This is a genomic window from Pseudomonas sp. G3-19 (assembly GCF_054855875.1).
In genome coordinates this window covers 3,330,620-3,350,495 of the sequence record NZ_JBMPIQ010000003.1, presented here as the reverse complement: position 1 = coordinate 3,350,495, position 19,876 = coordinate 3,330,620, and the positions used below count along the sequence as shown (strand labels likewise).

Annotated in this window: 19 protein-coding genes; 12 read left to right on the top strand and 7 right to left on the bottom strand. The window is 59.8% G+C overall.

The annotated features are described in order from the left end of the window. Positions 1–61 precede the first annotated feature (61 nt). Complete coding sequence (gene trmA / locus ACOYXI_RS15385; protein WP_098965728.1) at positions 62–1,141, bottom strand: tRNA (uridine(54)-C5)-methyltransferase TrmA; 1,080 nt, start codon at positions 1,139–1,141, stop codon at positions 62–64. Next, entirely contained in the window at positions 1,138–2,433 is a 1,296-nt protein-coding gene (locus ACOYXI_RS15380) for an NCS2 family permease (protein ID WP_003228434.1), read from the bottom strand. The genes trmA and ACOYXI_RS15380 overlap by 4 nt, the downstream gene beginning before the upstream one ends. A gap of 224 nt (positions 2,434–2,657) precedes the next feature. Between ACOYXI_RS15380 and ACOYXI_RS15375 the strand changes: the two genes are divergently transcribed. Both ACOYXI_RS15375 and ACOYXI_RS15370 read left to right on the top strand, forming a co-directional pair. Continuing rightward, positions 2,658–3,107 (top strand): DUF4879 domain-containing protein, encoded by a 450-nt coding sequence (locus ACOYXI_RS15375; RefSeq protein WP_461675014.1) that lies wholly within the window; start codon positions 2,658–2,660, stop codon positions 3,105–3,107. 67 nt (positions 3,108–3,174) lie between these two features. Next, positions 3,175–3,726, top strand: a complete 552-nt coding sequence (locus ACOYXI_RS15370) for a DJ-1 family glyoxalase III (protein ID WP_461675013.1) — start codon at positions 3,175–3,177, stop codon at positions 3,724–3,726. 6 nt (positions 3,727–3,732) lie between these two features. On the opposite strand, the gene ACOYXI_RS15365 is transcribed toward ACOYXI_RS15370, so the two are convergent. After that, a complete protein-coding gene (locus ACOYXI_RS15365) occupies positions 3,733–4,971 on the bottom strand; it encodes an MFS transporter (protein ID WP_461675012.1) in 1,239 nt (412 codons plus the stop codon). Between the two features lie 539 nt (positions 4,972–5,510). Here ACOYXI_RS15365 and ACOYXI_RS15360 point away from each other — a divergent pair. From ACOYXI_RS15360 to ACOYXI_RS15350, 3 genes are all read left to right on the top strand, one after another. Beyond that, positions 5,511–6,953 carry a cytochrome ubiquinol oxidase subunit I gene (locus tag ACOYXI_RS15360; RefSeq protein ID WP_027612845.1) on the top strand — a complete coding sequence of 481 codons (1,443 nt, stop codon included), beginning with the start codon at positions 5,511–5,513 and terminating at the stop codon, positions 6,951–6,953. A 3-nt stretch (positions 6,954–6,956) separates the two neighbouring features. Beyond that, positions 6,957–7,964, top strand: a complete 1,008-nt coding sequence (cydB, locus tag ACOYXI_RS15355; protein ID WP_007963753.1) for a cytochrome d ubiquinol oxidase subunit II — start codon at positions 6,957–6,959, stop codon at positions 7,962–7,964. Between the two features lie 83 nt (positions 7,965–8,047). Further along, positions 8,048–8,215, top strand: a complete 168-nt coding sequence (locus tag ACOYXI_RS15350) for a DUF2474 domain-containing protein (protein WP_461675011.1) — start codon at positions 8,048–8,050, stop codon at positions 8,213–8,215. A gap of 75 nt (positions 8,216–8,290) precedes the next feature. Here the strand turns inward: ACOYXI_RS15350 and ACOYXI_RS15345 are convergent, their stop codons facing one another. Together ACOYXI_RS15345 and ACOYXI_RS15340 are read right to left on the bottom strand one after the other, a co-directional pair. After that, a complete protein-coding gene (locus ACOYXI_RS15345) occupies positions 8,291–9,415 on the bottom strand; it encodes a methyltransferase (protein ID WP_461675010.1) in 1,125 nt (374 codons plus the stop codon). 151 nt (positions 9,416–9,566) lie between these two features. Continuing rightward, positions 9,567–10,295, bottom strand: a complete 729-nt coding sequence (locus tag ACOYXI_RS15340; RefSeq protein ID WP_098965721.1) for a helix-turn-helix transcriptional regulator — start codon at positions 10,293–10,295, stop codon at positions 9,567–9,569. 330 nt (positions 10,296–10,625) lie between these two features. Here ACOYXI_RS15340 and ACOYXI_RS15335 point away from each other — a divergent pair, with 330 nt between their 5' ends. Next, on the top strand, positions 10,626–11,402 hold the full coding sequence (locus ACOYXI_RS15335; RefSeq protein WP_461675009.1) for a ferredoxin--NADP reductase: 777 nt from the start codon (positions 10,626–10,628) through the stop codon (positions 11,400–11,402). A 42-nt stretch (positions 11,403–11,444) separates the two neighbouring features. Here the strand turns inward: ACOYXI_RS15335 and mscL are convergent, their stop codons facing one another. Continuing rightward, the gene (gene mscL / locus ACOYXI_RS15330) at positions 11,445–11,858 is read right to left on the bottom strand and encodes a large-conductance mechanosensitive channel protein MscL (RefSeq protein WP_027612841.1); all 414 of its coding nucleotides are present in this window, start codon (positions 11,856–11,858) and stop codon (positions 11,445–11,447) included. Positions 11,859–12,143: 285 nt separating this feature from the next. Here mscL and katB point away from each other — a divergent pair, with 285 nt between their 5' ends. From katB to radA, 3 genes are read left to right on the top strand one after another with little or no spacing between them, the layout of a single operon-like run. Next, a complete protein-coding gene (gene katB, locus ACOYXI_RS15325) occupies positions 12,144–13,685 on the top strand; it encodes a catalase KatB (RefSeq protein ID WP_115988853.1) in 1,542 nt (513 codons plus the stop codon). 60 nt (positions 13,686–13,745) lie between these two features. Further along, entirely contained in the window at positions 13,746–14,282 is a 537-nt protein-coding gene (locus tag ACOYXI_RS15320) for an ankyrin repeat domain-containing protein (protein ID WP_098965717.1), read from the top strand. A 43-nt stretch (positions 14,283–14,325) separates the two neighbouring features. Further along, positions 14,326–15,693 (top strand): DNA repair protein RadA, encoded by a 1,368-nt coding sequence (radA, locus tag ACOYXI_RS15315; RefSeq protein WP_007963764.1) that lies wholly within the window; start codon positions 14,326–14,328, stop codon positions 15,691–15,693. Positions 15,694–15,842: 149 nt separating this feature from the next. On the opposite strand, the gene ACOYXI_RS15310 is transcribed toward radA, so the two are convergent. Then, complete coding sequence (locus ACOYXI_RS15310) at positions 15,843–16,211, bottom strand: PilZ domain-containing protein (protein WP_461675008.1); 369 nt, start codon at positions 16,209–16,211, stop codon at positions 15,843–15,845. 159 nt (positions 16,212–16,370) lie between these two features. On the opposite strand from ACOYXI_RS15310, the gene ACOYXI_RS15305 reads away from it, so the two are divergent. From ACOYXI_RS15305 to yjiA, 3 genes are all read left to right on the top strand, one after another. Then, the gene (locus ACOYXI_RS15305) at positions 16,371–18,437 is read left to right on the top strand and encodes a carbon starvation CstA family protein (protein WP_007963766.1); all 2,067 of its coding nucleotides are present in this window, start codon (positions 16,371–16,373) and stop codon (positions 18,435–18,437) included. 15 nt (positions 18,438–18,452) lie between these two features. Beyond that, positions 18,453–18,650 carry a YbdD/YjiX family protein gene (locus ACOYXI_RS15300; protein WP_003228401.1) on the top strand — a complete coding sequence of 66 codons (198 nt, stop codon included), beginning with the start codon at positions 18,453–18,455 and terminating at the stop codon, positions 18,648–18,650. 152 nt (positions 18,651–18,802) lie between these two features. After that, a complete protein-coding gene (gene yjiA, locus ACOYXI_RS15295; protein ID WP_098965713.1) occupies positions 18,803–19,774 on the top strand; it encodes a GTPase in 972 nt (323 codons plus the stop codon). Positions 19,775–19,876: the final 102 nt, after the last annotated feature.

Below are 19,876 nucleotides of genomic sequence, written 5' to 3'. Positions count from 1 at the left end.
AAAACATCACCCACAAAAAAGCCGTCAATCAAGACGGCTTTCTCGTATCTGGCATTCGCCATCAACGCCGGGTCAGCAACACCCCGGACTCCATGTGATGTGTCCACGGGAACTGGTCGAACATCGCGCAGCGGGTGATGCGGTGCGTGTCGTGCAGTTGGGCGATGTTGGCCGCGAGGGTTTCCGGGTTGCAGGAGATGTACAGGATATTGTCGAAGCGCCGGGTCAGCTCGCAGGTGTCCGGGTCCATGCCGGCGCGCGGCGGGTCGACGAATACGCTGCCGAACTCGTAGCTTTTCAGGTCGATGCCTTGCAGGCGACGGAACGGGCGCACTTCGTTCAGCGCTTCGGTCAGCTCTTCGGCGGACAGGCGCACCAGCGTGACGTTATCCACAGCGTTTTCGCTGAGGTTGCTCAGTGCGGCGTTGACCGAGGTCTTGCTGATCTCGGTGGCCAGCACTTTGCGCACACGGGTGGCGAGCGGCAGGGTGAAGTTGCCGTTGCCGCAGTACAGCTCCAGCAGATCATCGCTGCGATCGCCCAGCGCTTCGAATGCCCAGTTCAGCATCTTCTGGTTCACCGTGCCATTGGGCTGGGTGAATGCGCCTTCCGGCTGGCGGTAGCTGAAGGTGCGACCACCGACTTCGAGTTTCTCCACCACGTAATCGTGGCCGATGACTTCGCGCTTGCCCTTGGAACGCCCGATGACGCTGACGTTGAGATCAGCCGCCAACTTCGACGCGGCCGCATGCCAGTGCTCGTCCAGCGGACGGTGGTAGCACAGGGTGATCATCGCATCGCCAGCCAACGTGGTCAGGAACTCCACCTGGAACAGCTTGTGGCTCAGCGCCGAACTGGCCTGCCATGCCGCCTTGAGCTGCGGCATCAACTGGTTGATGCGCAGGCTGGCAATCGGGAACTCTTCGATGAGGATCGGCGTGCGTTTGTCGTCCTGAGAAAACATCGCGTAGTGCCGTTCGCCGGCCTCGCGCCACAGGCGAAATTCCGCACGCAGGCGGAAGTTCTGCAGCGGCGAGTCGAACACGGTCGGCTCTGGCGCATCGAACGGGGCCAGCAGGTCACGCAAACGCGTGACCTTGTCTTCGAGCTGAGTGGCGTAGGCCTGGGAATCGAAAGTCATGCGTTGAACCAACCCAACTTGATCACAAACAGAATCGACAGAATCACCAGCGCCGGGTTCAGCTCACGGGCGCGGCCCGACAGCAGCTTGATCACGGTCCAGGAGATGAAACCGAAGGCGATGCCGTTGGCGATCGAGTAGGTGAACGGCATGGCCAGCGCGGTGACCACGACCGGTGCGGCGACGGTGATGTCTTCCCAGTCTATTTCCGCCAGGCCCGAAGTCATCAGCACGGCGACGAACAGCAGCGCTGGTGCGGTGGCGAAGGCTGGCACGCTGGCCGCCAGTGGCGAGAAGAACAGCGCCAGCAGGAACAGGATAGCTACCACTACAGCCGTCAGACCGGTACGCCCGCCAGCGCTCACGCCAGCCGCGGATTCGATGTAGCTGGTGGTGGTCGAAGTACCCAGCAGCGAGCCGGCCATCGCCGCGGTGCTGTCGGCGATCAGTGCGCGACCCATTTTCGGCATGTGGCCGTCCTTGCCCATCAGGCCGGCACGCTTGGCGACGCCGATCAGGGTGCCGGAGTTGTCGAACAGGTCGACGAACAGGAAGGCGAAGATCACGCTGACCAGACCGATATCCAGCGCGCCCTTGATGTCCAGTTGCATGAAGGTCGGGGCCAGCGAAGGTGGCATCGAGGTCACGCCGCCGAACGGGGTGAAGCCCATGGCGATGGAAATGATGGTCACCGCCAGAATGCCGATCAGCACTGCGCCGCGCACTTTCAGTGCTTCGAGGGCGACGATCAGGGCGAAGCCGAGGGTGGCGAGGATCGGCGCCGGGGCTTTCAGGTCACCGAGGCCGACCATGGTCGCCGGGTTGCTGACCACGATGCCCGCGTTGTGCAGGGCGATCAGCGCCAGGAACAGGCCGATACCGGCGGCAATCGCCGAGCGCAGCGGCAGCGGGATGCTGTTGATGATCCATTCGCGGATGCGGAAGATCGACAGCAGGAAGAAGCACACTGCCGAGATGAACACCGCGCCCAGCGCCACTTGCCAGGTGTGGCCCATGTGCAGGACCACGGTGTAAGTGAAGAAGGCGTTCAGGCCCATGCCCGGGGCGAGGGCGATCGGGTAGTTGGCGATCAGGCCCATGATGGTCGAGCCGATGGCGGCTGCCAGACAGGTGGCGACGAACACCGCGCCCTTGTCCATGCCGGTCTCGCCGAGGATGCTCGGGTTGACGAACAGAATGTAGGCCATGGCCAGGAAGGTCGTGACGCCCGCCAGAATCTCGGTACGCACGTTGGTGTTGTGTGCCTTGAGTTGAAACAGCCTTTCCAGCATGTCTGCTCCCCGTGGCGCGCGCGGCGCCGTGAATGTATCGACCTCAACAGCAAAGCACAGACCGTCGCAAGCGCCTGGGATTTTGTGGTGGGCCGGAAAAAGCCGCGCATCATACCAGCAGCGTGAGGAATATGGCGGTTGTTGGTGCCGAACGTCGTCGAAGTTTTGCCACAGGGCCAACTGCGCCATACTGCGCGCTGAATTTTTTGGGGAAATACGATCACATGGGCAAGCGCTGGATCAAGGCTTTCTGGGTAATGGCCGGGCTGATGGCCGGGTCGACGGCGGCGCTGGCAGCCTCGGCGCCACCATTGACTGAAGTTAAGGTGATCAAGGTTCAATCGCCGGCCTGTGGTCTGGAAGACATCGGCGATAACCAGCCGCAAACCCAGTGCAATCACAGCGGCCCGAGCATCAAGGTGTTCGTGCTGGAAATCGGCTATGGTCAGAACCAGCCGCATGCCACGCTGGACGGTTTTGAAGTCAACGGCACCCGGGCGCCGGTGTGCGCCTTTGATAACGGCAACCTGACTGAGTGCAAGCCCGGCAGCAACACCGTCGGCTCACTGTATACCTTTGATCTGGCGGGCAAGCAGGAAGGCACCTTCAGCTTCAGCAACACCTCGCTCAACGCACCGCGCAACACCCTGTCGACCCAGCTTTACATCAAGTAACGGCTATCACCGGACGGGGCAGGACAAAGCTGACTACGCTTGGAAGATCACCCAGCGGATGGCGCCCATGACCTTTAGAGCCCTGATTACCCTCGCCGAGGGCATCGATGATCTGCAAAGCGTGACCCTGATCGATGTGCTGCGCCGCGCCGGTGTCGAAGTGGTGGCGGCCAGCATCGAAGGCCGGCGCATGCTGACCTGCGCGCGCGGTACGCGCCTGACAGCGGACGGCATGCTGGTTGATGTATTGGCGCAGACCTTCGACCTGATCGTCCTGCCCGGTGGTGCCGTCGGCGCCCAACATCTCGCGGCGCATCAGCCGCTGCAGCAATTGCTCAAGGACCAGGCCAGCGCCGGCCGCCTGTTCGCCGCCATCGGCGAAGCCCCTGCCATCGCCCTGCAAGCCTCCGGCGTATTACGCCAACGGCGCATGACCTGCCTGCCGACTACCAGTCATCAACTGTCGGGCTGTACGTTTGTTGATCAACCGGTGGTGATCGACGGCAATTGCATCACCGCCCAAGGCTCTGGTGGCGCACTGGCGTTTGCCCTGACGCTTGTCGAGCAGCTTGGCGGCAAGGCGTTGCGGGCGAAAGTGGCGGGGGAGATGTTGGTTTGACGAGAGTCAGACCTTCGCCTCTTCCACCGGCACATGCATCCGGTCGCGTTTGGCCAGGCTCGGGAACAGTTTGATCCACGTTCCGGTGACCACCAGCGTGCCGATCCCGCCCATCACCACCGCCGGGACGGTGCCGAACCAGTGCGCGGTGAGGCCGGATTCGAATTCGCCCAACTGGTTCGAGGCGCCGATGAACAGGCCGTTCACTGCGCTGACCCGGCCGCGCATTTCGTCCGGAGTTTCCAGCTGCACGAAGGAGGCGCGGATCACCATGCTGATCATGTCCGCCGCGCCGAGCACCACCAGCACCGCCAGCGAGAACCAGAACGAGGTCGACAGACCGAAGGCGATGGTTGCGACGCCGAACACGCCAACGGCGGTGAACATCACCCGGCCAACATTGCGCTCGACGGCAAATCGCGCCAGAAACAGCGACATCCCCAACGCACCAACCGCCGGCGCCGAGCGCAGCAGGCCCAGGCCCCAAGGCCCGGTGAGCAGGATGTCCTTGGCGAACACCGGCAGCAACGCCGTAGCGCCACCGAGCAACACCGCGAACAGATCCAGCGAGATCGCCCCGAGGATGTCCGGGCGGCTGCGAATGAAGCGGATGCCTGCCAGCAACGAATCCAGCGTGGCTTTGCCTTTGTTCAGCGGCGTTTGTCGGGCAGGCAGGTTGAGCATCAAGGTGCAGGCGATGACATAGAGCAATACCGTCGGGCCGTAGACCCAGACACTGCCAAACGCGTAAAGCAAGCCACCGAGGGCCGGAGCGACAATGGTGGCTGACTGTTGAGCCGACTGCGCTGCGGCGACCGCCCGTGGAAACAGGGCGCTGGGCACGATGCTCGGCAGCAGCGCCTGGGTCGTCGGCATTTCGAAGGAGCGCGCCGCACCGAGCAGGAAGGCGAGGATAAAGATCATTTCCCGGGTGACGTGGTCGGTCGCACTGCCGATGGCCAGTGCCAGGGCAATCAACGCCTGCAACGACTGACAGATCGCCGCAACACGGCGCCGGTCATAACGGTCGGCGACATGCCCGGTGTGCAGCATGAACAGCACCCGTGGCGCGAACTCGACCAGCCCGACCAGACCCAGGTCGAGCACGTTGCCGGTCAGTTGATACAGATTCCAGCCGATCGCCACCGTGAGCATCTGAAAGCCACTGGCGGTGAAGATTCGGGCGAACCAGAACGCAAGAAAAGGACGATGGTGACGTAACAGCAGGGGCTCTTGGCTGGGCATCTGAAGGCAGGTCTGGCTCTTGGGGGAACCGCGAGGTTATCACCAGTCTGTAACAGGAAGTTGCTATGACAAAAAATTTAGTTAGCCAGACATCTATCGTTCCCTGGCACCTCTCACCCCAATGTGGTGAGGGGATTTATCCCCGATCGGCTGCGCAGCAGTCGTAAAAAATTGACGATGCACCAAAAGGCAGGATGTCTGTGGGGCTGCTTCGCCGCCCATCGGGGATGAATCCCCTCACTACAGGTCGGGCAGCTCTGAGGAGTGTCTTTCAGAACGTTGCCCAGGCAATGAGGCAACTTGTCACGCGGCAAACGACCACGCCGTTCTTCGTCGGAAATGGGACTACTCTTTTAACGTTGCTTGATCCAGATCAAGACCCTCCCGGGCCATGCTCTGGTGGCCCGTTGGCCAGACTCCCTGCGTTGCGATGGCTGTTAAAAAAGAACGAATCAGAATTCGCCGCACTTCATATCCGTGGGGGCAGTAGGCAGGGGCCACAAGCCCCAATGCCGGTATTACCTGACAGAGGAAGACTTATGTTCGGTTTAGAGGCACTCGATCTCGCCCGAATTCAGTTCGCGTTCACCATCTCGTTCCACATCCTGTTCCCGGCCATCACCATTGGCCTGGCGAGTTACCTGGCGGTGCTTGAAGGGCTGTGGTTGAAAACCCATAACGACACTTACCGGGATCTCTACCACTTCTGGTCGAAAATCTTTGCCGTCAACTTCGGCATGGGTGTGGTCTCCGGTCTGGTCATGGCTTACCAGTTCGGCACCAACTGGAGCCGTTTCTCGGACTTCGCCGGTTCCGTCACCGGACCGTTGCTGACCTACGAGGTGCTCACGGCATTCTTCCTTGAGGCCGGTTTCCTCGGGGTGATGCTGTTCGGCTGGAACAAGGTCGGACGCAAACTGCACTTCTTCTCCACGGTAATGGTGGCGATCGGCACGCTGATCTCGACATTCTGGATTCTCGCATCCAACAGCTGGATGCAGACGCCGCAAGGCTTCGAGATCGTCAACGGTCAGGTGATCCCGACCGACTGGCTGGCCATCGTGTTCAACCCGTCGTTCCCGTATCGCCTGATGCACATGGCGACCGCTGCGTTCGTGGCCACGGCGTTCTTCGTTGGCTCGTCGGCGGCCTGGCACCTGCTTCGCGGCAAGGACAACCCGGCGATCCGCACCATGCTGTCGATGGCGATGTGGATGGCGCTGATCGTCGCGCCGATCCAGGCGGTTATCGGTGACTTCCACGGCCTGAACACCCTTGAGCACCAGCCGGCGAAAATCGCTGCGATCGAAGGTCACTGGGAAAACAAAGGCAACGAAGCGACCCCGTTGATCCTGTTCGGCTGGCCGGACATGAAAGAAGAGAAAACCAAATTCGCCGTGGAGATTCCGTACCTCGGCAGCCTGATCCTGACCCACTCGCTGGACAAGCAGGTGCCGGCGCTCAAGGAGTTCCCGCCTGAAGACCGGCCGAACTCGACCATTGTGTTCTGGTCGTTCCGGGTCATGGTCGGCCTCGGCTTCCTGATGATCTTCACCGGTCTGTGGAGCCTGTGGCTGCGCAAGCGCGATTCGCTCTACACCTCGCGGCCGTTCCTGTATCTGGCGTTGTGGATGGGGCCGTCCGGCCTGATCGCGATCCTCGCTGGCTGGTTCACCACTGAAATCGGTCGGCAGCCGTGGGTGGTCTACGGGCTGATGCGCACGGCGGATGCCTCGTCCAATCACAGTTTCATGCAGATGAGCATCACCCTGATCATGTTCGTCGTGGTGTATTTCGCGCTGTTCGGTGCGGGGCTTGGCTACATGATGCGCCTGGTGCGCAAAGGGCCGAAAACCGACGAAGGCAAGGAAACCAACGAAGGTGGTCCTGGCCAGAAACGCACTCCGGCTCGGCCGTTGTCCGCAGCCGATGATGAAGGTACCGACGCCGACTCGCAGCGTAGCCTGGAAAAGGAGATTTGACTCATGGGTATTGATCTTCCGCTGATCTGGGCCGTGATCATCATCTTCGGCATCATGATGTACGTGGTCATGGACGGCTTCGACCTGGGGATCGGGATTCTCTTCCCGTTCATCCCGGGCAAGACCGACCGTGATGTAATGATGAACACCGTCGCCCCGGTTTGGGACGGCAATGAAACCTGGCTGGTACTGGGCGGCGCGGCGTTGTTCGGCGCGTTCCCGCTGGCCTATTCGGTGGTGCTGTCGGCGCTGTACCTGCCGTTGATCTTCATGCTGATCGGCCTGATTTTTCGCGGTGTGGCGTTCGAGTTCCGCTTCAAGGCCAAGGACGACAAGCGCCACCTGTGGGACAAGGCGTTCATCGGCGGTTCGGTGGCGGCGACGTTCTTCCAGGGCGTGGCACTCGGGGCTTTCATCGACGGTTTGCCGGTGGTCAATCGGCAATACGCCGGCGGTTCACTGGACTGGCTGACACCATTCACCCTGTTCTGCGGCGCCGCGCTGGTGGTGGCCTATGCCTTGCTCGGTTGCACCTGGTTGATCATGAAGACCGAAGGCAAGTTGCAGGAGCAGATGCACAACCTCGCGCGGCCGCTGGCATTCGTGCTGTTGGCGGTGATCGGCATCGTCAGTCTGTGGACGCCGCTGGCTCACCCCGAGATCGCGACACGCTGGTTCAGCATGCCGAACCTGTTCTGGTTCATGCCGGTGCCGATTCTGGTGCTGGTGACGCTGTACGGGCTGATCCGCGCGGTGGCGCGCAATGCCAACTACATGCCGTTCCTGCTGACCCTGGTGCTGATATTCCTCGGCTACAGCGGTCTGGGCATCAGCCTGTGGCCGAACATCGTGCCGCCGTCGATCTCCATCTGGGACGCCGCCGCACCGCCGCAAAGCCAGGGCTTCATGCTGGTCGGTACGCTATTCATCATCCCGTTCATCCTGGGTTACACCTTCTGGAGCTACTACGTGTTCCGCGGCAAGGTCACCCATGAAGACGGTTACCACTGATCTCTCGCTCTGCTCACCCTGTGAGAGCAAGCCGGCTCGCGGTGGCGTCCTCAGCGACGCCATCGCCCAAGAGGAACGATGCAATGAACAGCAAACATTCCCTGCACGAGATTGAAGAAGCCGAAAAAAAGCCGCTGTGGCAGCGGCTCGGCTGGTTGGCCCTGATCTGGATCGGTAGCGTCGGCGCGCTGTTCATTGCCGCCAGCCTGATGCGCCTGTTCATGAACGCGGCCGGCCTGACCACACACTGAAACATCCCGTCCCGCTGCCCTTGGGCACGGTTTTATGACCCTCCGCATTGCGGAGGGTTTTTTTTGCCTGACGCTTTACTTGCGGGCTTTGAGAATCACGAATTTCGGTGTGGCAGCCACTTGCTCGACGCCACGGAACAGCCGCGCCAGTTTGCTGTGATAACCCAGGTGCCGGTTGCCGACGATGTACAACGCACCGCCCACCACCAGCGCCTCGCGGGCCTGCTGGAACATGCGCCAGGCGAGGAAATCGCCGACCACCTGTTGTTGATGGAACGGCGGATTGCACAGCACTACGTCCAGCGATTGCGGCGCCTGTCCGGCCAGACCATCGCCAGCGCGCACGAGCACTTCGCGCTCGCCCAGCGCGGCGCGCCAGTTCTCGGCGGCCGATTGCACGGCCATGAACGATTCGTCGACCAGCGTGTAGTGCGCGTCAGGGTTGTGCAGGGCGCTGGCGATGGCCAGGACGCCGTTACCGCAACCAAGGTCGGCGACGCGGGCGCTGCCGAGGTTTCTGGGCAGGTGCGGGAGGAAGGCCCGGGTGCCGATGTCCAGGCCCTCACGGCAGAAAACGTTGGCGTGGTTGAGTAATTCGATGGCCGGCTCGTCGAGCTGATAGCGCGAAGGGTAGGGCGAGGTCGCCGGGGCTTTGGCTTCAGGCGTTGCGATCAACAGGCGAGCTTTCTTCACCGCCAGTGAAGCCTGTACCGGGCCAATGTAACGCTCCAGCAGATCACCGGCTGCGCGCGGCAAATGCTTGACCATGGCCGCTGCCACCACTTCGGCGCCGGGTGCCAGTAGCCCTTGCAGGCGGATCAGTTGCTCTTCCAGCAATGCCAGCGTCTTGGGCACGCGGATCAGCACCCGGTCGAACGGCCCGATCAACGGCTCACTGGCCGCAATCCCGCGCACGGCATCAAATGCCAGGCCGTTGCGTACCAGGTTCTTTTCCAGGCCCTGGAATGCGAGAAACGAGTCGCCACTGCTGCTGACCTGAACCTTGCCCGCCAGACTCGCCGCCAGCGCTCCGAAGCTGTCATTGAGTACCAATACCCGAGTGTCTGCCGTCGGTTGTTGCGCGGCCAGATGATTGAGCAGGTATTCGTCAGCCGCATCGAACGCTTGCAGCGGTTCATTCTGCTGCTCGGGCTGGCGGATCAGGTCGAGTTGGGCAAAGGGCGTTTCGAGCAAGGGCATGGTACGGGAACTCTGGTTATTCAACGGGTGGCCCGCAGCCCAGGGCATCGCGCAGCGGAACCGTCCGAGTGAAATACAACGTCAAGGTTCACGTCATCACTCAGGAAGGTCGCAGATGGTACGTTTTTTTCCGTTGAAATACTCGCAGCTTTTAGTGGGCAGGCATGTCGAGAAGGCCGCAACTCTTGGCAGCAATGACCGCAGAAATCTTGTTGCAGACGTTCAGTTTGAGAATCACGTTTTGCACGTGGTAATTCACCGTCCGCTCGCTCAGGCAGAGGATCCTGGCAATCTCATAGGCCGTCTTGCCGAGCGCCGAGAGCTTGAGCACTTCCAGTTCTCGCGGTGAAAGGCGTGGGGGGGCGGGCTTTTTGACCGGTTTGGGCAAGGTTTTGGCGAACAAGTCACTCAGGTGGCTGGTCGCGTAAAACATATAGCCAAAATGCTCGTACAACTCGAGCGGACTTAATGGACCGTTTTTCCTGGCGAGGCTCAGGGTGCTGCACAGCCCGCTGTCTTCGTGGTGGAACGACTGCGACCAACCGTGTCGCAATCCATGTTTCTGTTGGGCGTCCCACAGCGACAAGGTTTGCGAAAACACGTCCTCGGTCCAGACAATCGGCAGCATTGAACGACTGCAGTGTGCTATTACCGGATCGATTTTCCGGTAGTTTTGTCTTTCATAAAGTTGGTTCCACTCTTTCGGATAGTTATTGATTTGCAAGGTCTTTAAGTCAGCGTTCCGATTGTTTGATGTCAATGAGATGGCACAAAAATTGAAGCCAATATTTTGAGCGAATCGCAGCAAGATCGGATAAGCGGTCTCTATTTCTCTTGCGAAAGTCAGTTGCTTTAATTGCGACTCCTTCCACATTTCCATCACTCACTCTCCATGAGTCGTTCGTAGGGTGCTTTTTATGGATCCAATCGGATCTCGCACGCAACCGAGTGTAGGACAGGTCTTACAAATGGCGTTGAATTTTTTTGCTCTTGGAGGGGGCGGTTAGTTGCTGGAAAGGTTATTAGTCATCAATAACGCGTTGGATTTAACCTGTCATTCAATCGGACTTTGAATACCGCTGTATTAACGGCATTTGGGTTTAATTCTCATTTTTTCGGGCGGTCTGAACGGTAAGCCACTACAAAAGCAGTGGTGTTTATGCTCTGAGTTTGCGCGAAACTGTCAGGGTCTTTTCCGTGGAGTGCCCCCATGACTGTCAGCGCAGATAAATTTACTGCCCAGACCTTGCTCGACGTGCAGCCTTTGACCCCCAGTCTGTTTACCCTGCGCACCACGCGCGATACGGGCTTCAGGTTTCGCGCGGGACAATTCGCTCGCCTGGGGGTGACAAAGGCTGATGGCAGCACGGTCTGGCGTGCTTACTCGATGGTCTCTTCACCCTTCGACGAGTTTCTCGAGTTCTTCTCCATCGTGGTGCCAGGTGGCGAATTCACCAGTGAACTTAGTCGCTTGCAGGTCGGCGATACCCTGCTGGTGGAACGCCAGGCCTTTGGTTACCTGACGCTGGATCGGTTTGTCGACGGTCGGGATTTGTGGCTGTTATCCACCGGGACCGGGGTTGCGCCGTTTCTGTCGATTCTGCAGGACTTCGAAGTGTGGGAGCGATTCGAGCGGATCATTCTGGTGTACAGCGTGCGCGAAGCGCGGGAACTGGCCTATCAGTCGTTGATTGCAGAACTGTCCGAGCGTGAGTACCTGGCAGAACACGCCCATAAAATGCAGTTCATTCCCACCATTACCCGAGAAAAGGTTCCTGGTGCCTTGCATGGCCGTATTACCAGCCTGATTGAAAGTGGCGAGCTGGAGCGTGAAGCCGGCGTTGAACTGGCCCCCGAGCACTCGCGCGTCATGCTGTGCGGCAATCCGCAGATGATCGACGACACCCGGGCACTGCTGAAGAAACGCCACATGAGCCTGAGCCTGACGCGGCGGCCGGGACAGGTGGCGGTGGAAAACTACTGGTAAAAAAACGGCGCCATCAGGCGCCGTTCTTTATTCATCAAGCAGTCAAGGCCGGTTGTTCTGGGCCTTGAGCAGATCGCGGATCTCACCGAGCAACTCTTCTTCCTTGGTCGGAACCGGTGGCAGGGAAGGGGCTACGGCTTCTTCGCGTTTAAGGCGGTTGATGGCTTTGACACCCATGAAGATCGCGAAGGCGACGATCACGAAGTCCAGAATGCTCTGGATGAATTTACCGTAAGCCATGACCACGGCAGGGGCGTTGCCCTCGGCGGCTTTAAGCGTGATGGCCAGATCACTGAAGTCCACCCCTCCGATCAACAGGCCGATTGGCGGCATGATCACGTCGCCGACAAACGACGAAACAATTTTGCCAAAGGCGGCACCGATGATGATACCGACGGCCATGTCGACCACATTGCCTTTGACCGCGAAGGCCTTGAACTCACTAAGCACGCCCATAGGTTATTTCCTTGTTACAGATGAGGTTGGTGTACGCAGTGTAAATCAGCAAACGCGTCCTGCGCGAAACACCTTCTTACAATGCCCGTTTTTATCGACCGATAAATCTGCAATTAGTTTGCAAAGTGCCACTAATCGCGCGCGAAATACGCCCTAACACGCTGATCGGGAAGCCAAAATTTTCAATCGTCGGGTTACGAACTTTCTATTTATGTTCGCGGACTTAGCCCTCTAGCCTCTGGTTGGCGCACCTGGATGCGCCCAAAAGAACCAGAGGAACCTGATATGAATTCCACCCTTGGACTGGGGGCTTTTCCCCATCGCCGTACGCTCGGCGTACTCACCGCCAGCCTGTTGACCTTCTCCGTGCACGCCGCGCCCCTGACCCGGGATAATGGTGCAGCGGTGGGCGACAATCAGAACTCGCAAACCGCCGGCGCCAACGGCCCGGTGCTGCTGCAAGACGTGCAACTGATCCAGAAACTCCAGCGTTTCGACCGTGAGCGCATTCCCGAGCGTGTGGTGCATGCCCGCGGTACCGGTGCCCATGGCACGTTCACCGTGACCAACGACCTCAGCGACCTGAGCAAGGCCAAGGTATTCGCTGCCGGGCAGGTGACGCCAGTGTTCGTGCGCTTCTCCGCAGTGGTTCACGGTAACCACTCCCCGGAAACCCTGCGTGATCCACGGGGCTTTGCCACCAAGTTCTACACCGCTGATGGCAACTGGGACCTGGTCGGCAACAACTTCCCGACCTTCTTCATTCGCGACGCGATCAAGTTTCCGGACATGGTCCATGCGTTCAAACCCGATCCACGCACCAACCTTGACGATGACTCGCGTCGTTTCGACTTCTTCTCCCACGTGCCGGAAGCCACTCGCACGCTGACCGAGCTGTATTCCAATTCAGGTACCCCAGCCAGTTATCGGGAAATGGACGGTAATGGCGTGCATGCCTACAAGTTGGTTAACGCCAAAGGCGAAGTGCACTATGTGAAGTTCCACTGGAAAAGTTTGCAGGGCATCAAAAACCTGACACCTGAACAAGTCGAGAAAGTTCAGGGCAAAGATTACAGTCATATGACTAATGATCTGGTCAGTCATATCAATAAGGGTGATTTCCCGAAATGGGACTTGTACATCCAAGTGCTGAATCCACAAGATTTGTCCAAGTTTGATTTCGATCCATTGGACGCTACCAAGATCTGGCCGAATGTTCCTGAGCGAAAAGTTGGACAAATGGTGTTGAACCGTAATCCGGCCAATGTATTCCAGGAAACCGAACAAGTTGCCATGGCCCCGGCCAATGTTGTGCCGGGTATCGAACCTTCAGAAGATCGTCTGTTGCAAGGTCGAGTGTTTTCTTATGCCGATACGCAGATGTATCGCCTGGGTGCAAACGGCCTGCAACTTCCGATCAATGCGCCAAAAGTTGCGGTCAACAATGGCAATCAGGACGGTGCGATGAACTTCGGTGCCACGGCGTCTGGCGTGAACTATCAGCCAAGCCGCCTGCAACCGCGTGAAGAGCCGCAGAGCGCGCGTTACAGCCAACTGGCACTGTCGGGCAGCACCCAGCAGGCGAAGATTCAGCGTGAGCAGAACTTCAAACAGGCCGGGGATCTGTATCGCTCGTTCAGCCAGCAGGAGCGTCAGGACCTGATCGCCAGCTTCGGCGGTTCGCTGGCGACCACCGATGACGAGAGCAAGCACATCATCCTGTCCTTTCTTTATAAGGCAGATCCGGAATACGGCACCGGTGTGACCAAAGTGGCCAAGGGTGACCTGAGCCGGGTCAAGGCGCTGGCAGCGAAACTGGTCGACTGATCTCGACGCCATGCAACGCGGGGCCTGATTCAGGCCCCGTTCTGCCCAAGGAGAGCGTTTATGCGTGCCTTTCTTTTACTGTTGCTCGGTTGCCTGTCATTTACAGCGCTGGCCGAACAGAACCCCGAGGCGATCAAGGCGCAGTTGCAGGATTACTATTTCGATGCCGCCCGGCGTGGTGATGTGCCGATGCTCGAGACCTTTATCGAGTCCGGTTATTCCCTCGATACCCGCGACAGCAAGGGCTACACGGCTTTGATTCTGGCGGCGTATCACGGCCAGGGCGCAGCAGTTGACCGGTTACTGGCGGCGGGCGCTGATGCCTGCGCGCAGGACCAACGTGGCAACACAGCGCTGATGGGCGCGATTTTCAAAGGCGAGATGCAGATTGCTCGAAGGCTGATGGCCACCGATTGCAGCCCCGATCAGCGCAACGGCGCAGGCCAGACTGCGGCGATGTACGCCGGGTTGTTCAAGCGTGTCGAACTGCTCGATGCGCTCAAGGCCAAAGGCGCCGATCTCAATGCCGAAGACCCGCTGGGCAATAGCGCCGCGCGTCTGGCCAACGGCGAAATCCGCACCGCCGCGCCGCGCTGAGCGGTGGCTGCGTTATCATCGCGGTTTTTGCCGGGGGATCCAGATGGCCAAGGCCAAGCGCATGTACGGCTGCACCGAGTGCGGCGCAACCTTTCCCAAGTGGGCAGGCCAGTGCGGCGAGTGCGGCGCCTGGAACACCCTGACCGAAACCATGATCGAAAGCGGCGGGGCCACGGCGCCCACCGGGCGTACCGGCTGGGCCGGGCAGCAGGCGCAGATCAAGACCCTGGCCGAAGTCAGCATCGAGGAGATTCCGCGCTTCTCCACCGCGTCCGGTGAGCTGGATCGGGTTTTGGGTGGCGGTCTGGTCGACGGCTCGGTGGTGCTGATCGGTGGTGACCCGGGCATCGGCAAGTCGACGATTCTGTTACAGACCCTGTGCAACCTCGCCAAGAGCATGCCGGCGCTGTACGTCACCGGCGAAGAATCCCAGCAGCAGGTGGCGATGCGCGCCCGGCGTCTGGGGTTGCCCCAGGATCAACTGCGGGTGATGACCGAAACCTGCATCGAAACCATCATCGCCACCGCCCGTCAGGAAAAACCCAAGGTGATGGTGATCGACTCGATCCAGACCATTTTCACCGAACAATTGCAGTCGGCCCCCGGCGGCGTGTCGCAGGTACGCGAGAGCGCGGCGCTGCTGGTGCGTTATGCCAAGCAGAGCGGCACGGCGATTTTCCTCGTTGGTCACGTTACCAAGGAAGGCGCGCTCGCCGGTCCGCGAGTGCTGGAGCACATGGTCGATACCGTGCTGTATTTCGAAGGCGAATCCGATGGCCGTTTGCGTCTGTTGCGGGCGGTGAAAAACCGTTTCGGTGCGGTCAACGAACTCGGTGTGTTCGGCATGACCGACAAAGGCCTGAAAGAAGTCTCCAACCCGTCGGCGATTTTTCTCACCCGTGCCCAGGAAGAAGTCCCGGGCAGTGTGGTGATGGCCACCTGGGAAGGCACCCGGCCGATGCTGGTGGAAGTGCAGGCGCTGGTGGATGACAGCCATCTGGCCAATCCACGGCGCGTGACGTTGGGCCTTGATCAGAACCGATTGGCGATGTTGTTGGCGGTATTGCACCGTCACGGTGGTATTCCGACTCACGACCAGGACGTGTTCCTCAACGTGGTCGGCGGGGTGAAGGTGTTGGAGACCGCATCGGATCTGGCGTTGATGGCGGCGGTGATGTCGAGCCTGCGCAACCGGCCATTGCCGCATGATTTGCTGGTGTTTGGCGAAGTCGGTTTGTCTGGCGAAGTGCGCCCGGTGCCGAGCGGGCAGGAGCGCTTGAAGGAAGCGGCCAAGCATGGCTTCAAACGGGCGATCGTGCCCAAGGGCAATGCACCGAAAGAAGCGCCGCCGGGGTTACAGATCATTGCCGTGACCCGCCTGGAGCAGGCGCTCGACGCATTATTCGAGTAAACGCCGTTCCCTTGTTTGAATGAAATCCTGTAGTGAGGGGATTTATCCCCGATGGGCTGCGCAGCAGACCCAGATTTATCAGGGCCGCTCCGCGCCCCATCGGGGATAAATCCCCTCACCACAAGAGTGTTCCCACGTTGATTTGGCGGCTAGATTTCGATCAAGGCACCCAATTCGCGCTCAAGCTCGGTTTCATCCGCCAGATTCAGCTCGATCAACCGCCGCAAGCGCTGGATCGATTCCAGACTGATATGCCGGCATTTAAACCCCAGTTGCCCGTGATCCTCGTGGGCCAGATGCACATCCATCTGAATATTCACGTCATCGCTCAGATGAATGTCGACGAAGAAATCCTGCTCCTTGTCCCCCAGCCACGGCTCCGGCTTCTCGATCAGCAAGCCCTTGAGCGACAGATCGATCAACTTCACCGGCCAGATGAATTGGCCCTGACTCAGCTCGGTTCTGGCATCGAACGCAATACGTTTGAAGCGACGGCGATTGGCTGGGTGTTCGCTCATGGCGCAATCCTCGGGAGAGTTCGCTGACTATAGACCCGACTCGCGGGTGGCTGCCAATCAACCAGCCGTCTAGACCAACGTCGGGGTATGGCCTTTGGCGCCGTAAGCGCTAAACTCGGGGTGGCTGTCTTTCTTGTCCACCCTGGCTGGAATAATAAAATGAAAAATAATAATAGCCTGCTACGCCACTTACCCTGGCTAGTGCTGGCAATCGTAGGAGCGTGCGCCCTGGGCGTAGTGGCATTGCGCCGAGGAGAGGCGATCAACGCCTTGTGGATCGTGGTCGCGGCCGTGGCCATTTATCTGGTTGCTTACCGTTACTACAGCCTGTTCATCGCCAACAATGTGATGCAACTGGATCCGCGTCGGGCCACCCCCGCCGTGCTCAACAACGACGGTCTGGACTACGTTCCAACCAACAAACACATTCTTTTCGGTCACCACTTCGCGGCCATCGCCGGCGCAGGACCTCTGGTCGGCCCGGTACTGGCGGCGCAGATGGGTTATCTGCCCGGCACGCTGTGGCTGATTGCCGGGGTGGTGCTGGCGGGCGCGGTGCAGGACTTCATGGTCCTTTTCATGTCGACCCGGCGCAACGGCCGTTCCCTGGGCGACATGGTGCGTGAAGAAATGGGCCGCATCCCCGGCACCATCGCCCTGTTTGGCTGCTTCCTGATCATGATCATCATCCTCGCGGTGCTGGCGCTGATCGTGGTCAAGGCACTGGCGGAGAGCCCATGGGGCATCTTCACCGTGATGGCGACCATCCCGATCGCGATGTTCATGGGCATTTACATGCGCTACATCCGCCCGGGCCGCATCGGCGAGATCTCGGTCATCGGTGTGTTGCTGCTGCTCGGTTCGATCTGGCTCGGTGGGCAGATTGCCGCTGATCCGGTGTGGGCCAAGGCCTTCAGCTTCACCGGCGTGCAAATCACCTGGATGCTGATCGGTTACGGCTTCGTCGCCGCCGTGTTGCCGGTGTGGCTGATCCTCGCGCCACGCGACTACCTGTCGACGTTCCTCAAGATCGGCACCATCATCGCTCTGGCGATCGGCATTCTAGTGACCATGCCCGAGCTGAAAATGCCGGCGCTGACCCAGTTCGTCGACGGCACCGGCCCGGTGTGGAAGGGTGGTCTGTTCCCGTTCCTGTTCATCACCATCGCTTGCGGTGCGGTATCGGGTTTCCACGCGCTGATCTCTTCGGGCACCACGCCGAAGCTGCTGGATAACGAAACCAACGCGCGCTACATCGGTTACGGCGGCATGCTGATGGAATCGTTCGTGGCGATCATGGCCATGGTTGCCGCTTCGGTGATCGAGCCGGGCGTGTACTTCGCCATGAACAGCCCGGCCGCCGTGGTCGGCGGTGACGTCGCATCGGTGGCGCAGATGGTCAGCAGCTGGGGCTTCGCGATCACGCCGGAGGCGCTGCAAGCCGTGGCTCACGACATCGGCGAAACCACCATCCTGGCTCGTGCCGGCGGTGCGCCGACCCTGGCGGTCGGCATCGCGCAGATCCTGCACAGTGTCCTGCCGGGTGAAAACACCATGGCGTTCTGGTACCACTTTGCGATCCTGTTCGAAGCGCTGTTCATCCTGACCGCTGTGGACGCCGGTACCCGTGCCGGGCGTTTCATGCTGCAGGACCTGCTCGGCTCCTTCGTGCCGGCGCTGAAACGTACCGAATCGTGGACCGCCAACCTCATCGCCACCGCCGGTTGTGTGGCGATGTGGGGCTGGTTGCTGTATCAGGGCGTGATCGACCCGTTGGGCGGCATCAATACCCTGTGGCCACTGTTCGGTATCTCCAACCAGATGCTGGCCGGTATCGCGCTGATGCTCGGCACCGTGGTCCTGATCAAGATGAAGCGTCAGCGCTACATCTGGGTGACCCTGCTGCCAGCCGCCTGGCTGCTGATCTGCACCACCACCGCAGGCTTCATCAAGCTGTTCGACGCCAACCCGGCGATCGGCTTCCTGTCGCTGGCCAAGAAGTACAGCGATGCCTTGGCCGCCGGCCAAGTCATTGCCCCGGCCAAGAGTATCGAGCAGATGCAGCACGTGATCTTCAACGCCTACACCAACGCAACGCTCACTGCGCTGTTCCTGTTCGTGGTCTTCAGCATCCTGTTCTATGCGCTCAAGGTCGGCATCGCTGCCTGGGGCAAAAAAGAGCGTACGGATAAAGAATCGCCATTCCAGGCCCTGCCGGACGCGTAACCAGAGGATTGCACCATGTTCAATGACCTGAGTCGCCTCGGTAAATACCTCGGTCAGGCCGCGCGCCTGATGGTCGGCATGCCCGACTACGACACCTACGTCGAGCATATGCAAACCAAACACCCGGACAAACCGGTGATGAGCTACGAGATGTTCTTCCGCGAACGTCAGGAAGCGCGTTACGGTGGCAAGGGTGGGCCGAAGTGCTGTTGAGCTGACAGCCTGCGGTTGAGGTAATCCCCCGGTGGGAGCGGGCTTGCTCGCGAATACGGAGTGTCAGTTGATACGTGTGGTGACTGACACACCGCTTTCGCGAGCAAGCCCGCTCCCACATTTGTTTTGTGTTTCTTTAAGGAGATCGTGTTTTGTCTTCTCCCATACCCGTAACGGTACTCAGCGGTTTCCTCGGTGCCGGCAAGACCACCTTGTTGCGCCATCTGCTCAAAGCCGAGCATGGCCTGAAGATCGCCGTGATCGAGAACGAATTCAGCGACGCCGGCATCGACACCCAGTTGCTCGGCGACGAACCGGTGCAAGTCATGACCCTGGCCAACGGCTGCGTCTGCTGCACCATCCACACTGACCTGACCAAGGCCTTGTACCTGCTGCTCGAACGCCTGGACAACGGCGAAATCGCCTTCGATCGCTTGGTGATCGAGTGCACCGGTCTGGCCGACCCGGCCCCGGTGGCGCAGACCTTTTTCATCGATGAGGAACTGCGCGAGCGTTATCTGCTCGACGGCATCATCACCCTCGTGGATGCCGCCCATGCCGACCAGCACCTGACCCAGACCATTGCTCAGGCGCAGATCGGTTTCGCCGACCGCTTGCTGGTGAGCAAGACCGATCTGGTGGATGAGGCCACGTTCACCGCGCTGGGCGAACGCCTGACGCGGATCAATCGTCGCGCGCCGATCCGCGTGGTCGAGCATGGCAACATCGATCTGGCCGAACTGCTCGACGTGCGTGGCTTCAATCTCAATGCCGACCTCGATGGCGGGGTGAGCCTGCGTCCGGTGAGCAAGGCGCCTTCCATCGACCGTATCTCCAGCCTGGTGCTGCGCACAGACCAGCCGCTGGATATCGATCAGCTCAGCGAGTTCATGAATGAGCTGCTGGAAGAACATGGCAAGCAGTTGTTGCGCTACAAGGGCGTGTTGAACATCGCTGGCGAGGATCGGCGGCTGGTGTTTCAGGGCGTACTGAAACTTTACGGATTCGACTGGGACACCGAGTGGGCCGAGGGTGAGGCGCGGGAAAGTGTGATTGTGTTTATTGCCGATGATTTGCCGGAAGAGAAGATTCGGGCCGGGTTTGCCAGAGTGACTTCTGCCTGATGGTTTCTCGGCGCCAGGGCTGACACCTTCGCGAGCAAGCCCGCTCCCACAGTAGGCCGCATTCTGTCAGGAGGAATGCAATTCACTGTGGGAGCGGGCTTG

What these genes read in the sequence shown, in the direction of transcription:
- trmA (WP_098965728.1), bottom strand. Translation starts at nt 1,141, where the DNA reads ATGACTTTCGATTCCCAGGCCTACGCCACTCAGCTCGAAGACAAGGTC.
- ACOYXI_RS15380 (WP_003228434.1), bottom strand. Translation starts at nt 2,433, where the DNA reads ATGCTGGAAAGGCTGTTTCAACTCAAGGCACACAACACCAACGTGCGT.
- ACOYXI_RS15375 (WP_461675014.1), top strand. Translation starts at nt 2,658, where the DNA reads ATGGGCAAGCGCTGGATCAAGGCTTTCTGGGTAATGGCCGGGCTGATG.
- ACOYXI_RS15370 (WP_461675013.1), top strand. Translation starts at nt 3,175, where the DNA reads ATGACCTTTAGAGCCCTGATTACCCTCGCCGAGGGCATCGATGATCTG.
- ACOYXI_RS15365 (WP_461675012.1), bottom strand. Translation starts at nt 4,971, where the DNA reads ATGCCCAGCCAAGAGCCCCTGCTGTTACGTCACCATCGTCCTTTTCTT.
- ACOYXI_RS15360 (WP_027612845.1), top strand. Translation starts at nt 5,511, where the DNA reads ATGTTCGGTTTAGAGGCACTCGATCTCGCCCGAATTCAGTTCGCGTTC.
- cydB (WP_007963753.1), top strand. Translation starts at nt 6,957, where the DNA reads ATGGGTATTGATCTTCCGCTGATCTGGGCCGTGATCATCATCTTCGGC.
- ACOYXI_RS15350 (WP_461675011.1), top strand. Translation starts at nt 8,048, where the DNA reads ATGAACAGCAAACATTCCCTGCACGAGATTGAAGAAGCCGAAAAAAAG.
- ACOYXI_RS15345 (WP_461675010.1), bottom strand. Translation starts at nt 9,415, where the DNA reads ATGCCCTTGCTCGAAACGCCCTTTGCCCAACTCGACCTGATCCGCCAG.
- ACOYXI_RS15340 (WP_098965721.1), bottom strand. Translation starts at nt 10,295, where the DNA reads ATGGAAATGTGGAAGGAGTCGCAATTAAAGCAACTGACTTTCGCAAGA.
- ACOYXI_RS15335 (WP_461675009.1), top strand. Translation starts at nt 10,626, where the DNA reads ATGACTGTCAGCGCAGATAAATTTACTGCCCAGACCTTGCTCGACGTG.
- mscL (WP_027612841.1), bottom strand. Translation starts at nt 11,858, where the DNA reads ATGGGCGTGCTTAGTGAGTTCAAGGCCTTCGCGGTCAAAGGCAATGTG.
- katB (WP_115988853.1), top strand. Translation starts at nt 12,144, where the DNA reads ATGAATTCCACCCTTGGACTGGGGGCTTTTCCCCATCGCCGTACGCTC.
- ACOYXI_RS15320 (WP_098965717.1), top strand. Translation starts at nt 13,746, where the DNA reads ATGCGTGCCTTTCTTTTACTGTTGCTCGGTTGCCTGTCATTTACAGCG.
- radA (WP_007963764.1), top strand. Translation starts at nt 14,326, where the DNA reads ATGGCCAAGGCCAAGCGCATGTACGGCTGCACCGAGTGCGGCGCAACC.
- ACOYXI_RS15310 (WP_461675008.1), bottom strand. Translation starts at nt 16,211, where the DNA reads ATGAGCGAACACCCAGCCAATCGCCGTCGCTTCAAACGTATTGCGTTC.
- ACOYXI_RS15305 (WP_007963766.1), top strand. Translation starts at nt 16,371, where the DNA reads ATGAAAAATAATAATAGCCTGCTACGCCACTTACCCTGGCTAGTGCTG.
- ACOYXI_RS15300 (WP_003228401.1), top strand. Translation starts at nt 18,453, where the DNA reads ATGTTCAATGACCTGAGTCGCCTCGGTAAATACCTCGGTCAGGCCGCG.